The sequence below is a fragment of the Paenibacillus sp. TAB_01 genome (assembly GCF_043945595.1).
Lineage (GTDB): Bacteria > Bacillota > Bacilli > Paenibacillales > NBRC-103111 > Paenibacillus_S.
On the sequence record NZ_JBIFNP010000002.1, the window covers coordinates 203,980 to 218,338 of the forward strand.

The following is a 14,359-nucleotide window of genomic DNA, read 5'->3' on the forward strand; positions in this document are numbered from 1 at the left end:
GCTCCTTATTTCTTATTATCCGCCCGGAGTCCCTCAATGAACAACGTGAACAGCGTATCTGCCACATCAGCGAGCACGAAGCCGTGCTTGGCGGCGAAGTCCGGCCTGACGAAGGTCTGGATGCTTTGCATGAGCAGCGTAGAAACCAGACGCGTGTCAATATCTCGGATCTGCCCGCGGCGCTGCGCCTCCTCCAACAGCTTCTCCAGGAAAGCAAGCTGCCGGCCGCGAAACGCTTCGACCTTGGCCCACAGCTCGGGAATGAATCGCTGCACATCCTCGAGAAACAGCGGGTTCAGCTTCATAATCTCCTGCTTGATGCCGGAAAACGCGGTATGAAACAGCTCGAACGGATCTTCTGCCGGGCGTTCTTTCACCGCAGCCACCCTGCCTGCGATCGCCTCCAGCGTCCGGTTCAGCACCGCTTCGGCGATCTGCTCCTTGCCGTCAAAATACAAATATAGCGTCTTCTTGCTCATCCCGAGCCGCACCGCAAGCTCGCTTAACGTAATGCTCCGGTAGCCCTTCGCGTTAAACAGCTCCGAGGCCGCCTGCACGATCCGGGAACGGATGGCCTCATCCATACGATTTCTCTCCTCTATCCGATTTGATTGCTGCCCGACTATGCGGAACGCTTCTTTAGACCGCTTCAATAAAGATGTGACATGAGCCGCGGGTCAGGGTGCTGTTGCTAATCATTCACTTCAACTCATACACTGCATTAGAAACCATGGAAACCAAAAAGATATTCTTTGGTTTCCATTTTATATAACGCCTTCCCCTCCTGTCAATGGGCACATGCCCATACCATTGTGTCAAGCTCCGTACAGGAAGCCTTGCACAACCGCCTGATAAGGGAGATAGCTAAAATGATTATTTAAATCAATCCTATGTCTCAGTTTCCTTTCCCCTTTGCTGCTCCCCCTATCTTATAGTACTGAACTTTATCCATTGCTTGGATTCGGAACTTTTATACCGCCCCATGGTTCCGCTTTCGCGGAATGTGGTAATTACATTCCAAATAACCCCACTTAACATTATATTGACTTCCCTGTTTATTTCATATACAATTGCTTGGTTTTAATGACCATAGGTTAATTAATTTCCGCAGCATGAACTTGATGGAATAAGCAAAAGCTTACCATAAGAAAAGAAGCTGCCATGCAATTGAGGTGAAATATGATACAGCTGCAGCAGATTCAAAAAATATATCAGAGCGGACGGCAGCAAATCGCTGCGCTCCGCGATATCAGCCTGCACATCCGTCCGGGTGAAATATTCGGCATTATCGGACATTCCGGCGCCGGCAAAAGCACGCTGATCCGCAGCATCAACCTGCTTGAAAGACCGACTTCGGGCAAGGTCATCGTCGACGGCATCGACATGACCGCGCTCAGCTACAGCAAGCTGCAGGAGGAAAGGCGCGCGATCGGGATGATCTTCCAGCATTTCAATCTTCTTTCCTCCCTGACGGTCAAGGAGAATATCGCTTTCCCGCTGCGGCTTGCCAAGCAGCCGAAGGAGCGGGTGGAACGGCGCGTCCAGGAGCTGCTCGGGCTGGTCGGGCTGGAGGCCCATGCCGCCAGCTACCCTGCGCAGCTGTCCGGCGGCCAGAAGCAGCGCGTCGGCATCGCCCGGGCGCTGGCGACCGAGCCGAAGGTGCTGCTGTGCGACGAGGCGACCTCGGCGCTGGATCCGCAGACGACGCAGTCGATATTGTCGCTGCTGCTTGAGATTAACCGCCGGCTCGGCATTACGATCGTGCTGATTACGCACGAAATGCAGGTGATCCGGTCGATCTGCGACCGGGTGGCTGTCATCGACGGCGGCTTGATCGTCGAAGAAGGAGCCGTCGCCGACGTGTTCTTGAAGCCGCAGCATCCGACGACGCGCGACTTTGTCGCCCAAGCCTCGGATGCGGCCGACGCGGCGGTTTACGCCAGCAGCGGCCCGGGAGGCCGGACGCGGGTACGGATCACATTCCTCGGCGAGCAGACCTACGAGCCGGTGCTATACGATACGACACGGGAGATGAATGTGCCTTTTGCCATTTTGCAGGGTACTATTTCCCAATTGAAGCAGATTCCCTACGGCCAGCTGGTGATAGAGCTGCACGCCGCAGGCGCGGAAGCGGATAAGACCATTGCCGCGCTGCAAAGCCGGGGACTCGACGTGGAGGTGCTTCGCTGATGAATAACTCATCGTTTCTGGACCTTGATTGGGCCGAAATCGGACAAGCGTTAATCGATACGCTGCTGATGCTCGGCACCTCGACGTTCTTTACCGTACTGATCGGTCTTCCGCTCGGCATCCTGCTCTTTCTGACCGCAAGCGGTCAGCTGCTTCAGCAAAAAGCGGTGTACAGCGTGCTGTCGTTCATCGTCAACGTCCTCCGGTCCGTACCGTTCATTATACTTATGATTATTATTATTCCGTTTACGAAGCTGCTGGTCGGCACCTCCATCGGCGTTCCGGGCTCGATTCCTCCGCTGGTTATCGGGGCGGCGCCGTTTTTCGCCCGTCTCGTGGAAACCTCGCTGCGAGAGGTCGACCGCGGCGTTATTGAAGCGGCTCAATCCATGGGAGCGACCCATGGCCAGATCATCACGCGGGTGCTGCTCCGCGAGGCGCGTCCCGGCCTCATCGCAGCCATTACGATTACGGCCGTAACGCTGGTTTCCTACACGGCGATGTCCGGGGTGATCGGCGGCGGCGGACTCGGCGACCTGGCCATCCGCTACGGATACCAACGCTTCCAAACCAACGTCATGATCGCCACCGTGATCATCCTGCTGGTGCTCGTTCAAATTCTGCAAATGCTTGGCGACCGGCTCATCCGGAGCTTTCAGCGTAAATAAATCATTTATTCATCATCAGGAGGTTATCTCATGAAAAAACTAACCATTACCGCTCTATCTGTCGTATTAGCACTCTCGCTAGCCGGCTGCGGCAAAAAAGAAGCCGCACCCGCACCATCCAACGGCGCAGCCGCCAGCGGGGAAACTAAGGAGGTTACCCTCAAGGTCGGCGCCACCGCTGTACCCCATGCCGAAATTCTTAACTCCGTAAAGGCCAAGCTGAAAGAGCAGGGCGTGAACCTGGAAGTCAAAGAATTTACCGACTATGTTCAGCCGAACGTGCAGGTGTCCGAGAAACAATTAGATGCCAACTTCTTCCAGCACACGCCTTATTTGGAACAGTTCAATAAAGATAAAGGAACCAATCTCGTCAAAGTTACAGGCGTTCATATCGAGCCGTTCGGCGCTTACTCGCAAAAAATCAAATCGATCGGCGAATTAAAGGACGGCGCCACGGTCGCTGTACCGAACGATCCTTCCAACGGCGGCCGGGCATTGGCGCTGATGGAAAAGAATAACCTGATCAAGCTGAAGGAAGGCGTAGGCGTGAACGGAACCGTTAAAGATATCGTGGAAAACAAAAAGAACCTGAAGATTAAAGAGCTGGAAGCGGCTATGCTGCCGCGCGTGCTCGGCGAAGTCGACATGGCTCTGATCAACACGAACTATGCGCTGGAAGCGAAGCTGTCTCCTGTGAAGGACGCGCTGTTCATCGAGGATAAAAACTCCCCGTACGTGAATATCCTTGTCGCCCGTCCGGATAACAAAGATTCCGATGCCATGCAGAAGCTGGCAAAAGCGCTGAATTCCGACGAGGTACGCAAATTTATTGAGGACAAATATCAAGGCGCGGTCGTCCCTGCATTCTAATCCGCTGCGCATGCCAAATAGCCGGAGATCCCTTACATAAAGGGTCTCCGGCTATTTTTGTCATGCGGGGGGGGGGGGCCGGACAGACCGGCCTGAGGGCGTACAGTCAGCCGACCCGATAGGCTCCCTCTCCCCTAAGCCCGATTCGTAAAAGGGCCCAGCCCGGAGACCGCAGAAGCTGCTGGAGACTAAGCCGGGGATACCTGCTTGTCCGCCCTGAGAGCCTGCCTTTCCATGACCTTCTCCGCTCCACAGCTCCCTTCCTCCGTTCGAAAGGGGATGTATAAGGTGAACGTGCTGCCCACGCCCTCCCGGCTCTCCAGCTCCAGAAAACCGCCCAATAGCTGTGCCAGCGCCCGGCCGATGGACAGCCCCAGACCGCTGCCGCCGAACCTGCGGCTGATAGAGCCGTCCGCTTGACGGAACGCCTCGAAGATCGGCGCCTGCATAGCCTCCGAGATGCCGATGCCCGTATCCTGAACGCGAAAGGCAATCCATTCTCCCGCCTTCCCCCGCTCCTCTAAGGTTACGGTTTCAATTCGAAGAACAACCTTTCCTTCCAATGTAAACTTGAAGGCGTTCGAGAGCAGGTTACGCAGCACCTGTTGGAGCCGCACTGCGTCGGAATATACGATATCCGGTATATCCGCAGCCGTTTCTATAATAAATTTCAAGCCCTTCTGCTCCGCCAAATGGCGGAAATGCTGGTTTAGGATGTGCATCATTTCGCACAAAATCACAGCCTCAATGGTGATTTCCATTTTGCCTGCTTCCACTCTGGACAGGTCCAGCACGTCATCGATCAGCCGCAGCAGCTCCCGGCCGGAATCGTGAATGATGTCTCCGTATTCCGCCGCTTCTTCCGAGCTCACCGGATCCTCCTTATCGCTGAGCAGACGGGATAAAGCGATAATGCTGTTCAGCGGCGTCCGCAGCTCATGCGACATATTGGCAAGAAACTCCGATTTATATTGCGATGCCAGCAATAGCTGCTGCGCCTGATGCTCCAGCACGCCGTGAGCTTCGATCAGCTTCTCCGTCTGTGTCTGCAAAGCGGCGTTCGCGTTCTGAATCTCGATGACACGGTAACGCTCAATTTGAAAATCACGCAGCATAAAGACAAAGAACGCGCTCAACAGCAGGCTTACCGGCAAAGTGACGGGGAGAATCGAAGTAAAATACATTTGAACCGGCATAACGCCGAGCAACCCGATATCCGCCACATTGACAATATTAAAAGCTACGATGACAATCGTTACTTTGACTTTAAAAGAATAGGCTCTGTTCTTCAGCCATTTGTTCAAGAGCATGCCCAGCAAGCCAAGCACGACCATATTCCAGAAGCCTGCCACAGCAGCCACCTGCAGACCGAACGTTAATCTTGCCAGCCCTATGCCTACCCCTATCAAGAACACGGTTATCGGCTGCGCGTACGCCATCGTACAAATAATTAGGGGCACAAATCGCAAATCGAAGAGAATGTCGTTGCCCAACTGCAGCCCGAACAGCATCGTTGTCCAGCCTGCTCCAATGGCAAGCAGCACGGACAATATATATTTAAGCAGGCCCGGCGCTTTCATAAGCCAATATTTATGAAGAAGCATCGCGACATAAACGAGCGTGGTCAAAACGCAAATATTCACCAGAAACACTTTGGAAAACTGCATTCTATCCCTCCTCTGTCATGCTTCCGCTTGTCGCTTCATTATACCATAAGCAGGCAGACTTTCTCTCATGAAACGCTATATTATGGAAGAGGGATGCACTTGTTTTTGACGCGCCCCTTTGATAAGATCAATATAAAATATAAGAACGTATATTCGTATTTTATTTTCTTGAGACGGGGTGATACAATGACTCAGCCTTTCAACGGGCAAAAGAAACCGATGGAGTTCGAAGCCATGCCGGTCAAATCGGTTTTAAATGCCGTCAAAGCTCCTTCGATGCCTTTCGACTGGTCGATTAATCCATACCGCGGCTGCCAGCATGGCTGCAGCTTCTGCTACGCCCGCTCCACCCATTCCTTTCTGGGCCTCGAGGCCGACGATACGTTTCAGCGGCATATTTTTCTCAAGGAAGGGGCTCCCGGGGTACTGAGAGAACAGCTGCGCAAGCGTCTTCGCAGCAAGGCCGGGCTTGCCGGCATGCGGCCCGTCGCTATCGGCACGGCGACGGACCCTACCAGCAGGTCGAGGCTAGGGCCGAGCTGACCCGGGGCTGTCTCGAGGTGCTGGCGGAGTATCAGGTGCCGGTAACCATTACGACGCGCTCTCCGCTTATTCTCCGTGATCTGGATCTGCTCAAGCAGCTGCCGGTCTCCTCTGTCAATATCAGTCTGTCTACACTCAATCCTACCGTTTGGCGGCAGTTTGAGCCGTATACCCCTTCGCCCGCGCAGCGGCTGAAAACAATCCGGCGGCTGACGGAAGAAGGGATTCCCGCAGGTATTTTTACCGCTCCCATTCTTCCATATTTGACCGACAAGGAGGATGGCCTGACCGAGCTTATCGCTTCGGCCTCTGCGGCCGGATCCCAGTTCATGATGCCGTCCTTCCTGCGCCTCAGCACCTCCGAGGTCAAGGTGTGGTTTTTTCAAACGCTGGAGCGCCATTATCCCCATCTCGTTGCGGATTATGCCAAGCTGTATTCCGGCTCCGGCTCCGTTCCGCACAGCTTCCGGGCCCCTGTGATGGAAGCAATCGAGAGGCTGCTGATGCAGTACCCGATGCGCCCCTTCAAAGCGGCTGCCGAACCGCCGTTTCGGCCGGCTCGCCCGGATGCGGAACCGGAAGGTGCGGGAGAACCGGTGCAGCTGACCTTATTTTAAAAGGAGGTGCAGCGCCCTCTCAGGACTTGCGGAGCCGCTCCCATGAGTGCGCATCAGCATCAGCCTATCAGCGCAAAAAAGCCGGCCCTGTGCATATTCGCACTAAGGCCGGCGATGAAATCTATCGCATCCGGATTATACCGGATTTAACTCCATCTGATCTTCTTCGTCTTTATTGAACGCATCGCGGTCGAACTCGCCCTCGGAGTTCGCTATCAGCACGGAGCACACGGTCGTTCCCGTAGCATTAGTTGCTGTCCGGCCCATATCGACCACGGCATCGATGGCAAGTACAAGTCCCAAGCCTTCCACCGGCAAGCCCAGCGCCGTCAGAACCACCGTCGTTGAGATAGCGGCAGGACCCGGCACGCCGGCAACCCCGATAGAGGAAATCATGCTGACTACAACAATCAGGATATATTCGGAAATGCTAAGCGGCACATTATAGACGCGCGCGACGAAAATCGCTACAATAGCGGGCCACACGCCTCCGCAGCCGTTCATATTCATCGTGGCGCCCAGCGGTGCCACAAAGCTTGCAATACGGGAAGAAACGCCGAGACGCTTCGTGATAACCTCCAGATTGACCGGCAGCGTCACATAGCTGCTGCGCGTCGTAAAGGCCACGGCAATCGTCGGATAAGCCTTGCGGAAAAACCGGAACGGATTGACCTTCGCTACGAAAGTAATCAGGCCCCCGAACGTCAGGACGAAATGAATAATTAAAGCCACATAGGTGGCCAGAATGACCTTCACCAGCGGAGCCAGCGTCTCAAGGCCGTATTTGGCCGCCATCGTTCCAATCAGCGCGTAAACGCCGTATGGAGTCAGACGAATAATGTATTTGGTAACCTGGTGCATAATTTGCGCGAACGATTCAATGAACTGCTTCACCGGCTGAACCAGCTCCGGCTTCTTTGAGCCGACATGCACCATAGCGATCGCTACGAAAATCGCAAAGATCAGCACAGGCACCACTTTGCCGCCCGCCATATCGCTGACCGGATTGGTCGGAACGAGATCAAGAATAACTTGAGAGAACGTCGGAATATCCCGCGGCTTGAACGTCGTCGGTACCGCCTGCTGAATGCCTGCGCCCGGATCGAAGGCCAAGGCAACCAGGAGGCCGATCAGTGCCGCAATCCCGGTCGTAATAAAAAATAACGAAATCGTTTTAATACCGATTTTACGAAGATGCCCCATATTGGAGATCGAGGTGATACTGTTAATGACCAGCACGACCACCAGCGGAATGACAAGCATTTTTACAAGATCGACATAGATCGTTCCGATCGTGCCTACGCTGGTCGCGTCAAACTTGAAGGTGTTGAAGAAAATCCCGGCCGCAAGGCCAAGTCCTAATGCCAGAAGCACCCTTGTACCGAAACCGACGCGCTTCTTGGCCAGAAAATAAAGAATACCAATGATGACAACTGAAACCAGCAAGCTGACCCAGTTGGATTGGATTGCCGTAATCAAGTTATTTTTCATGATGCCTATCCCCCTGTATATCCAACTTATTTAGTAGGAATTTCATTTCAAAATATTACTGCCTATTCTCCAGGCTGTCAAGAGATTTTTCTTTAAACTATTTAGCCGTAAACCAGAAAACCTGTCGTGGTAAAGCTTTTGACTCTCCGCCGTAAAACTACTATGATGAAGGTAGAACCGAGGTGAAATCGTATGGTAAAGAGGAGAAAACCGGCATCCGCCCCCGCTCCGGCTTCCCAAGACAAGCCTGCAACACTGAAGGATCTGCTCAACGCCGACGTGCTGAATAAGCTGAAGGCGCAAGCCGATCAAATGAAGGCGGAAGAAGCCGATCGGCGGGAGCAGGAGCGCAAGCAAAAGGAAGAGGCCAAAAAGGCCGAACAAAAACGGCTCGACAACGACTTCGGCCATTTGCTCGCCAACAGCAGCATGGACTGGAAAAAATATAAATAACTTCACAATCACAGGCTGCCTCAGGGTGGCCTATTCTATTCACGAGGTGAGCGTATGGTTTTGCGTCTTCATACCGGGGTTTGCTCGTTATTCGGCATTCGGTATCCTTTATTTCTTGCGGGTATGGCCGGAGGACCGTCCACGCCTGAGCTGGTTGCCGCCGTATCCGAGGCCGGCGGTCTCGGCACGCTGGGCGCCGCGTATATGGAACCCGATGCGATCGGAGCGGCGATCGACGAGATTCGCCGACGGACGGACGCGCCCTTCGCCGTCAATCTTTTTGCCCTCCGGGCCGTGGACGACAACGCGCGAATCCGCGAGGTTCAGCCGGTGCTGAACACGATGCGGGACGCGTTGGGGCTGCCGCAGGCCGGCCCGGAGCCGGCCGCCACGCGCGACCTGCTGGACGCGCAGCTGGCGGTGCTGCTTGAGAAGAAGGTGCCTGTCATCAGCACCGCCTTCGGTTTGCTGGACGAGCCGGCGCTGCGCGAGGCCAAGGCCGCAAGCATCCGCGTCGTTGCCATGGCAACGACGGTTCGCGAAGCGGTGCTGGCGGAGCAGGCCGGGTGCGACGCGGTCGTCGCCCAAGGCACCGAAGCCGGCGGGCACCGGGGGACGTTCGACGTCCGCCGGCACCCGATGGGCGCGAACATCGGCACGTTCGCGCTAGTGCCCCAGATCGCCGACAGCGTCAAGCTGCCCGTGCTGGCCGCGGGCGGCATCATGGACGGGCGCGGGCTGGTCGCAGCGCTGGCGCTTGGCGCGCAGGGCGTGCAGCTGGGCACCCGCTTTCTGACGGCGGCGGAGTCCGGCGCGCATCCCGCCTACCGGCAGCAGCTTCTGGACAGCACGGAAGAGAGCACCGTGCTGACCAAGGCATTCTCCGGCCGCCCCGCCCGGGGCATCGCCAACGGATTCATTCGGCAGTGGGACGCAAGCGGCATCGAGCCGCTGCCGTTCCCGACGCAAAATACATTGACACGCGATGTAAGGAATGAGGCGGCCAAGCAAAATAACCCGGACTACATGTCGCTGTGGGCCGGGCAGGGAACCCGGCAGCTGACGTCCGGTCAGACAGCCGGTGATATCGTAGCCGAGATCATGAACGAGGCTAAAGCTCTGATTGGCTCCGTAAGCGAATGACCGTTCACCGCCCGCCATGCATTCTTCTCTTGGCATACTGGCATACCGGGAGCCGGAGTCTGCTTTCCTAAGCAGTGCCCCGGCTCCCGGTGTTTCAGGTCCGTCTACGGCGAGAAGCTCGCGGTATTCCAATCTCAGTACGAGAGACTTACGCTGTTCCGCATGAAGAACAGGCTTCATTCATCCGGTCGCCGCGCAGCGCCGCCGCTGCCCGCTTGAGATTTGTCTCCCTGACACACCGCTGCCGGCAAGAAGCGGTTGGCTGGCATGCTGTTAAATCTAGCGGGCACGCTTCCTTCCGGCAGCCATCGCATATCTTTTTCCCAGAGCAGCCGCGCTTTCGTCCATCTCATCCCGCCCCGCCGTTTAAACCTGCCGTATCTCCAGCCGCCGCGCGATAGTAGACAAACTGTAATTGACGATAAAATACATGAAGGCTGTCATCAGCAGCGTAGGAATGACGAAGTTTGCGTCTTGTCCGTTAATGATCTGGGCGTTGTGCATCAGCTCCGCCAAAGAAATGACGACGGCCAGCGATGTATCTTTCAAGAGCGATATGAACTGGCTGACGATAGGCGGCACCATTCTGCGCAGTGCCTGGGGAAGCACGATATACCGCAGTGTCTGTGTGTAAGTCAATCCGGAGGATCGTGCGGCCTCAATCTGGCCCTTATCTATAGAATTCAGGCCGCTGCGCACAATTTCGGAAATCATCGCCGCCTCAAATACCGTCAGGGCGGCGATCGCCGCACGCTCGACACTCAGCTTCATACCGATTTCCGGCAGCGCGAAATAAGTAAAGAAAATAAGCAGCAGCAGCGGCAGATTCCGGATCGTTTCGACTCCTACGGCTGTCAGCCTCGACAGGACGGGCAGCCGCGCATAGCGGATAATGCCCAGAATACAGCCAAGAATAAAGCTCAATACAATAGCGATCAACGCAACCCTCAGCGTCATGCCAAGCCCTTGCAGCAGAAACCGGATATGCTCCCAGCTGTATGCCCCGATAAAATCCATTCTTCCCCCTCCTTTCGCCGCCTTAGCCGCTTCTGGCCATGCGCCTCTCCAAATAAGCTACGCCGAAGCTCAGCGGAATCGTCAGTAGGAGATAAAACAAGGCGACGAAAATATATACGCTGAAGGTCACAAACGATTTTGTCGAGATCAGATCGGCATAATACATCAGATCGAGACCGGCCACAACGCTCAGCACCGACGAGTTTTTAACGAGGTTCAGAAATTGGTTGCCCAAGGGCGGAATTACAATTTTCGTTGCCTGCGGCAGGACGATATACCGCATCGTCTGCGCATAAGTAAGTCCGGAGGAACGCGCAGCCTCCGTCTGTCCTGCGGGCACGGCCAGAATGCCGGCCCGGATCGCTTCCGCTATGAACGAGGATGTGTAGACCGTCAGCCCGAGCGTCCCTGCCGCGAACCCGCTTAGCGGAAATCCGAGAGACGATCGGACCCAGAAAGAAAAGAAATACGATGAGCAGCAGCGGAATATTCCGGATAAATTCAACGTAGGCGGCTCCCAAGGCGCTCAGCGGCCGGATCGGACAAATCCGCATGACCGCTACCAAAGTACCGAGAATCAGGCTGCCGATCAGCGCGATGACGCTGGCCTCCAATGTATGGAGAAACCCTTCCATGTACATCGGCCAATACTTTTCGAGCAGCTTCCAATTGAGCAGCTTTTCCAATGCGCCGTCCTCCTTCCTTCTGTGCTGTCCGAACGGAATAGGATGAACAGCCGGTACGGCCGCTCATCCTATGTGTTCCAAAGTCCCGCAGCTCATTTATTTGGGCGGCTTCTCGCCGATCCATTTCTCATACATTTTGTCGTATTCTCCGCTCGTATTGAGCTCCTTCAGAAAATCATTTACATACTTAACAAAACCGGTATCGCCCTTGCGGATGGCCATGCCATAGGGCTCGTCGGTGAACGTTCCGCCCACGACCTGGTAATTGGGGTCCTGCTTCACCATACCGTACAGGATAGCGTTATCTGTCGTCAGCGCGTCGCCCTGGCCGGCCTTGAGAGCCGTGAAGGCTTCCTGGTAATTTTCAAATTCCAGCACCGTTGCATCCGGCGCCTTCTGGCGAATATTATCCGTGGACGTGGAGCCTTTTACCGCGAGCACCTTCACGCCTTTTTTCACGTCGGCCACCGATTGGATCGGACTGCCCTTCTTCACGAGGAGCGATTGTCCCGCCTTGAAATAGATATCGGAAAATTCAACCTCCTGCTTCCGTTCCTCCGTGATCGTCATCGTTGCTATAATCATGTCGATGTCGCCGTTCTTCAACAGCGGTATGCGCGTTTTGGACGTGACTTCCTTCAGCTCGACCTTGTTCTCATCGCCCAATATTTTTTTGGCCAGCGCTTTGGCCATATCGATGTCAAAGCCCTCCACTTTGCCGGTCCGGGCCCTTCAGACCGAACAGCTTGGTGTCGAACTTCACACCCACGACCAGCTTCCCGCGCTTTTGAATATCGTCCAGCGTCTTGCTCGCCTGTCCCGCATCCGTCTGGCCGCCGTCTGCCCCTGCTTTAGGCGGGTCGGCAGGCGCCGCCGGCGCAGCTCCATTGGAACCGCAGCCCGCCAGAAGCAATGCCGCAAGCATCAGCATCATCGTCAATAAAACCAACAGCTTTTTCTTTGTCATTCCCCATTCCCCTCTTCCTTCCCGAATTCAAGGTGCAGCATAAAGCCCGCCTGGCTCACCATTCTTCCTTTTCCTGCTTTACCGCTTCCTGTTTAACCCTGCTATCCATGCAGCAGCCGGCTCAGAAACAGCCGCGCACGCTCCTCCCGCGGATTCGCGAAGAAATCAGCCGGTGCGGCTTCCTCCACGATTTGGCCTTGATCCATAAAGACGATCCGGTCGGCCACCTCCCGGGCAAAGCCCATCTCGTGGGTGACAACGACCATCGTCATCCCTTCGTCTGCCAATCCTCTCATGACGTCAAGCACTTCCCCGATCATCTCCGGGTCCAATGCGGAGGTCGGCTCGTCGAACAGCATCAGCTTCGGCTTCATTGCAAGCCCGCGGGCAATCGCCACCCTCTGCTGCTGTCCTCCGGACAGCTGGGCGGGAAACGCTCCCGCTTTTTCGGGGATGCCGACTTTTCGCAAGTAGTGCATGGCGGTTACCGCCGCTTCTTCCTTAATCGCGCCAAGCGCCTTGACCGGAGCCAGCGTAATATTGTCCATCACCGACATATGGGGATATAAATTAAAATGCTGGAATACCATGCCGATGTCCCGCCGGAGCGCGTTGACATCCGTTTTTTTGTCATGGAGCCTGGCGCCCATCACAAGCAGCTCTCCGTCCGTAATCGTCTCAAGCCGGTTTATGCAGCGCAGCAGCGTGCTTTTGCCCGAGCCGGACGGTCCGATAATGACGACCACTTCGCCTTGCCCGATGGACAATGTGATCTGCTTCAATACATGAAACGACCCGAAATACTTATTTACCTTCCGAAATTCAATCACCGGCGGCCTCCTTATCCTCATCCGTCCTCATGACATATTACTGACGCAGATATGTTATCTAAAGAGGTCAGCTCCATTGCGAAGGAACATATATTAAACTATTATCCAGGCGTCCATATTATGACAAACGGACATCTATCCAGCGCTTCCCATCTATATCCCGTACCTGGACGGACATGCTATATAGAAGTGACTGCAGTTTTGAGCCATCTTCATTATGCCTTCAGGCAGCACTCAATCTAATGTAAAGGAAGATAATCTCACATGGCACAGCTCTTGTATATTACCGCTCATCCGAACAATGAGACTCAGTCCTACAGTATGGCTGTCGGCAAAGCGTTTATCGATGCTTATCGCAAGGCGCACCCGAACGATGAAGTGATCACGCTGGACTTATATCAAGCCGATATTCCGCATATTGACGCCGATGTATTCAGCGGCTGGGGCAAGCTTCGGTCCGGAAGCTCCTTCGACCAGCTCTCCGCGGAGGAGAAGGCTAAAGTATCGCGTCTAAGCGCTCTCACCGAACAGTTCGTGGCGGCCGATAAATACGTATTCGTTACACCGATGTGGAATTTCTCTTACCCGCCGATTATGAAAGCCTACATCGATTCCATCTGTACTGCGGGTAAAACGTTCAAATATACGGAAAACGGCCCGGTCGGCCTGCTGCCGGATAAAAAGGCGCTCCATATTCAATCGCGCGGCGGTGTCTACTCCGAAGGTCCAGCCGCCAATATGGAATCGGGGCACCGCCATTTATCGGCGATTATGCAGTTCTTCGGCATCCCGTCCTTTGAAGGAATCTTTATTGAGGGGCACAATCAGTTCCCCGACCGGGCTGAAGAAATTAAAAACAAAGCTATCGATCAGGCGGTAGCTCTAGCACAATCATTCTAGGAGTTAGCCGAAACAGCACGTTCTTCTTCGTGAAGAAGCGTGCTGTTCATTCTTTATGGTTTACAAGCACGAAAAAAAAGCTTGCTCCTTCAACGGAACAAGCTCTTTTTCATGTGAGCGGCGTACCGCCGCTTTAATTTTTACCGGGAACGTAGTCAACGACCTTATCTTCGCTAACCTGCAGCTGATCTTCCAGCAGCTTTTCGTTGGCTGCATTAAACTCAGCGCGGTTTAACGGCTGCTGCTGGCTGTCCGCCGCTTGAGCGGTTTCTTCGTCATGTACTCCCATCGTGCACGCTCCTTTGTGTTGAAGGCAG

The 14,359-nt window shown here is 54.8% G+C and carries 16 protein-coding genes and 2 pseudogenes; 9 read left to right on the forward strand and 9 right to left on the reverse strand.

Annotated features, from left to right (window positions below; all coding sequences use genetic code 11):
* Positions 1-5 precede the first annotated feature (5 nt).
* Positions 6-584 carry a TetR/AcrR family transcriptional regulator gene (locus tag ACHHV8_RS34240; RefSeq protein WP_395163923.1) on the reverse strand — a complete coding sequence of 193 codons (579 nt, stop codon included), beginning with the start codon at positions 582-584 and terminating at the stop codon, positions 6-8.
* A gap of 595 nt (positions 585-1,179) precedes the next feature.
* On the opposite strand from ACHHV8_RS34240, the gene ACHHV8_RS34245 reads away from it, so the two are divergent.
* Genes ACHHV8_RS34245 through ACHHV8_RS34255 form a run of 3 tightly spaced genes read left to right on the forward strand, consistent with a single transcriptional unit; the run spans position 1,180 to position 3,728 of the window.
* A complete protein-coding gene (locus ACHHV8_RS34245; protein ID WP_395163924.1) occupies positions 1,180-2,190 on the forward strand; it encodes a methionine ABC transporter ATP-binding protein in 1,011 nt (336 codons plus the stop codon).
* Entirely contained in the window at positions 2,190-2,858 is a 669-nt protein-coding gene (locus tag ACHHV8_RS34250; protein WP_395163925.1) for a methionine ABC transporter permease, read from the forward strand. The genes ACHHV8_RS34245 and ACHHV8_RS34250 overlap by 1 nt, the downstream gene beginning before the upstream one ends.
* 30 nt (positions 2,859-2,888) lie before the next feature.
* Positions 2,889-3,728 carry a MetQ/NlpA family ABC transporter substrate-binding protein gene (locus ACHHV8_RS34255; protein ID WP_395163926.1) on the forward strand — a complete coding sequence of 280 codons (840 nt, stop codon included), beginning with the start codon at positions 2,889-2,891 and terminating at the stop codon, positions 3,726-3,728.
* A 188-nt stretch (positions 3,729-3,916) separates the two neighbouring features.
* On the opposite strand, the gene ACHHV8_RS34260 is transcribed toward ACHHV8_RS34255, so the two are convergent.
* Positions 3,917-5,395, reverse strand: a complete 1,479-nt coding sequence (locus ACHHV8_RS34260; RefSeq protein ID WP_395163927.1) for a sensor histidine kinase — start codon at positions 5,393-5,395, stop codon at positions 3,917-3,919.
* A 186-nt stretch (positions 5,396-5,581) separates the two neighbouring features.
* Here ACHHV8_RS34260 and ACHHV8_RS34265 point away from each other — a divergent pair, with 186 nt between their 5' ends.
* Both ACHHV8_RS34265 and ACHHV8_RS34270 read left to right on the forward strand, forming a co-directional pair.
* Positions 5,582-5,938, forward strand: a complete 357-nt coding sequence (locus ACHHV8_RS34265) for a radical SAM family protein (RefSeq protein WP_395163928.1) — start codon at positions 5,582-5,584, stop codon at positions 5,936-5,938.
* A gap of 17 nt (positions 5,939-5,955) precedes the next feature.
* Positions 5,956-6,555, forward strand: a complete 600-nt coding sequence (locus ACHHV8_RS34270) for an SPL family radical SAM protein (RefSeq protein ID WP_395163929.1) — start codon at positions 5,956-5,958, stop codon at positions 6,553-6,555.
* 135 nt (positions 6,556-6,690) lie between these two features.
* Here the strand turns inward: ACHHV8_RS34270 and ACHHV8_RS34275 are convergent, their stop codons facing one another.
* Entirely contained in the window at positions 6,691-8,046 is a 1,356-nt protein-coding gene (locus tag ACHHV8_RS34275) for a dicarboxylate/amino acid:cation symporter (RefSeq protein WP_395163930.1), read from the reverse strand.
* 192 nt (positions 8,047-8,238) lie between these two features.
* Here ACHHV8_RS34275 and ACHHV8_RS34280 point away from each other — a divergent pair, with 192 nt between their 5' ends.
* Both ACHHV8_RS34280 and ACHHV8_RS34285 read left to right on the forward strand, forming a co-directional pair.
* Positions 8,239-8,499, forward strand: coding sequence for a YqkE family protein (locus tag ACHHV8_RS34280; protein WP_395163931.1), 261 nt, complete (start codon positions 8,239-8,241; stop codon positions 8,497-8,499).
* A 54-nt stretch (positions 8,500-8,553) separates the two neighbouring features.
* Positions 8,554-9,642 (forward strand): NAD(P)H-dependent flavin oxidoreductase, encoded by a 1,089-nt coding sequence (locus tag ACHHV8_RS34285; RefSeq protein ID WP_395163932.1) that lies wholly within the window; start codon positions 8,554-8,556, stop codon positions 9,640-9,642.
* Between the two features lie 176 nt (positions 9,643-9,818).
* Here the strand turns inward: ACHHV8_RS34285 and ACHHV8_RS34290 are convergent, their stop codons facing one another.
* The 3 genes and pseudogenes from ACHHV8_RS34290 to ACHHV8_RS34300 all read right to left on the reverse strand — a co-directional run bounded on the left by ACHHV8_RS34290 (position 9,819) and on the right by ACHHV8_RS34300 (position 11,294).
* Positions 9,819-9,995, reverse strand: coding sequence for a hypothetical protein (locus ACHHV8_RS34290; RefSeq protein ID WP_395163933.1), 177 nt, complete (start codon positions 9,993-9,995; stop codon positions 9,819-9,821).
* 13 nt (positions 9,996-10,008) lie between these two features.
* Positions 10,009-10,659, reverse strand: a complete 651-nt coding sequence (locus ACHHV8_RS34295; RefSeq protein ID WP_395163934.1) for an amino acid ABC transporter permease — start codon at positions 10,657-10,659, stop codon at positions 10,009-10,011.
* A 22-nt stretch (positions 10,660-10,681) separates the two neighbouring features.
* Positions 10,682-11,294: pseudogene (locus ACHHV8_RS34300) on the reverse strand (amino acid ABC transporter permease).
* Here ACHHV8_RS34300 and ACHHV8_RS34305 point away from each other — a divergent pair.
* Positions 11,212-11,391: a hypothetical protein gene (locus ACHHV8_RS34305; RefSeq protein ID WP_395164326.1), complete on the forward strand. Its 180-nt coding sequence runs from the start codon at positions 11,212-11,214 to the stop codon at positions 11,389-11,391. The pseudogene ACHHV8_RS34300 and the gene ACHHV8_RS34305 overlap by 83 nt on opposite strands.
* Before the next feature lie 50 nt (positions 11,392-11,441).
* Here ACHHV8_RS34305 and ACHHV8_RS34310 read toward each other — a convergent pair.
* A pseudogene (locus ACHHV8_RS34310) lies at positions 11,442-12,312 on the reverse strand (glutamate ABC transporter substrate-binding protein).
* 101 nt (positions 12,313-12,413) lie between these two features.
* The gene (locus ACHHV8_RS34315) at positions 12,414-13,142 is read right to left on the reverse strand and encodes an amino acid ABC transporter ATP-binding protein (protein ID WP_395163935.1); all 729 of its coding nucleotides are present in this window, start codon (positions 13,140-13,142) and stop codon (positions 12,414-12,416) included.
* A 264-nt stretch (positions 13,143-13,406) separates the two neighbouring features.
* On the opposite strand from ACHHV8_RS34315, the gene ACHHV8_RS34320 reads away from it, so the two are divergent.
* Positions 13,407-14,042, forward strand: coding sequence for an FMN-dependent NADH-azoreductase (locus ACHHV8_RS34320; RefSeq protein WP_395163936.1), 636 nt, complete (start codon positions 13,407-13,409; stop codon positions 14,040-14,042).
* A gap of 133 nt (positions 14,043-14,175) precedes the next feature.
* On the opposite strand, the gene ACHHV8_RS34325 is transcribed toward ACHHV8_RS34320, so the two are convergent.
* On the reverse strand, positions 14,176-14,331 hold the full coding sequence (locus tag ACHHV8_RS34325; protein ID WP_395163937.1) for a hypothetical protein: 156 nt from the start codon (positions 14,329-14,331) through the stop codon (positions 14,176-14,178).
* Positions 14,332-14,359: the final 28 nt, after the last annotated feature.

Bases quoted from the DNA above. Each gene is read 5' to 3' on its own strand.
- ACHHV8_RS34240 (WP_395163923.1), bottom strand. From the start codon at position 584: ATGGATGAGGCCATCCGTTCCCGGATCGTGCAGGCGGCCTCGGAGCTG.
- ACHHV8_RS34245 (WP_395163924.1), top strand. From the start codon at position 1,180: ATGATACAGCTGCAGCAGATTCAAAAAATATATCAGAGCGGACGGCAG.
- ACHHV8_RS34250 (WP_395163925.1), top strand. From the start codon at position 2,190: ATGAATAACTCATCGTTTCTGGACCTTGATTGGGCCGAAATCGGACAA.
- ACHHV8_RS34255 (WP_395163926.1), top strand. From the start codon at position 2,889: ATGAAAAAACTAACCATTACCGCTCTATCTGTCGTATTAGCACTCTCG.
- ACHHV8_RS34260 (WP_395163927.1), bottom strand. From the start codon at position 5,395: ATGCAGTTTTCCAAAGTGTTTCTGGTGAATATTTGCGTTTTGACCACG.
- ACHHV8_RS34265 (WP_395163928.1), top strand. From the start codon at position 5,582: ATGACTCAGCCTTTCAACGGGCAAAAGAAACCGATGGAGTTCGAAGCC.
- ACHHV8_RS34275 (WP_395163930.1), bottom strand. From the start codon at position 8,046: ATGAAAAATAACTTGATTACGGCAATCCAATCCAACTGGGTCAGCTTG.
- ACHHV8_RS34280 (WP_395163931.1), top strand. From the start codon at position 8,239: ATGGTAAAGAGGAGAAAACCGGCATCCGCCCCCGCTCCGGCTTCCCAA.
- ACHHV8_RS34285 (WP_395163932.1), top strand. From the start codon at position 8,554: ATGGTTTTGCGTCTTCATACCGGGGTTTGCTCGTTATTCGGCATTCGG.
- ACHHV8_RS34290 (WP_395163933.1), bottom strand. From the start codon at position 9,995: ATGAGATGGACGAAAGCGCGGCTGCTCTGGGAAAAAGATATGCGATGG.
- ACHHV8_RS34295 (WP_395163934.1), bottom strand. From the start codon at position 10,659: ATGGATTTTATCGGGGCATACAGCTGGGAGCATATCCGGTTTCTGCTG.
- ACHHV8_RS34305 (WP_395164326.1), top strand. From the start codon at position 11,212: ATGACCGCTACCAAAGTACCGAGAATCAGGCTGCCGATCAGCGCGATG.
- ACHHV8_RS34320 (WP_395163936.1), top strand. From the start codon at position 13,407: ATGGCACAGCTCTTGTATATTACCGCTCATCCGAACAATGAGACTCAG.
- ACHHV8_RS34325 (WP_395163937.1), bottom strand. From the start codon at position 14,331: ATGGGAGTACATGACGAAGAAACCGCTCAAGCGGCGGACAGCCAGCAG.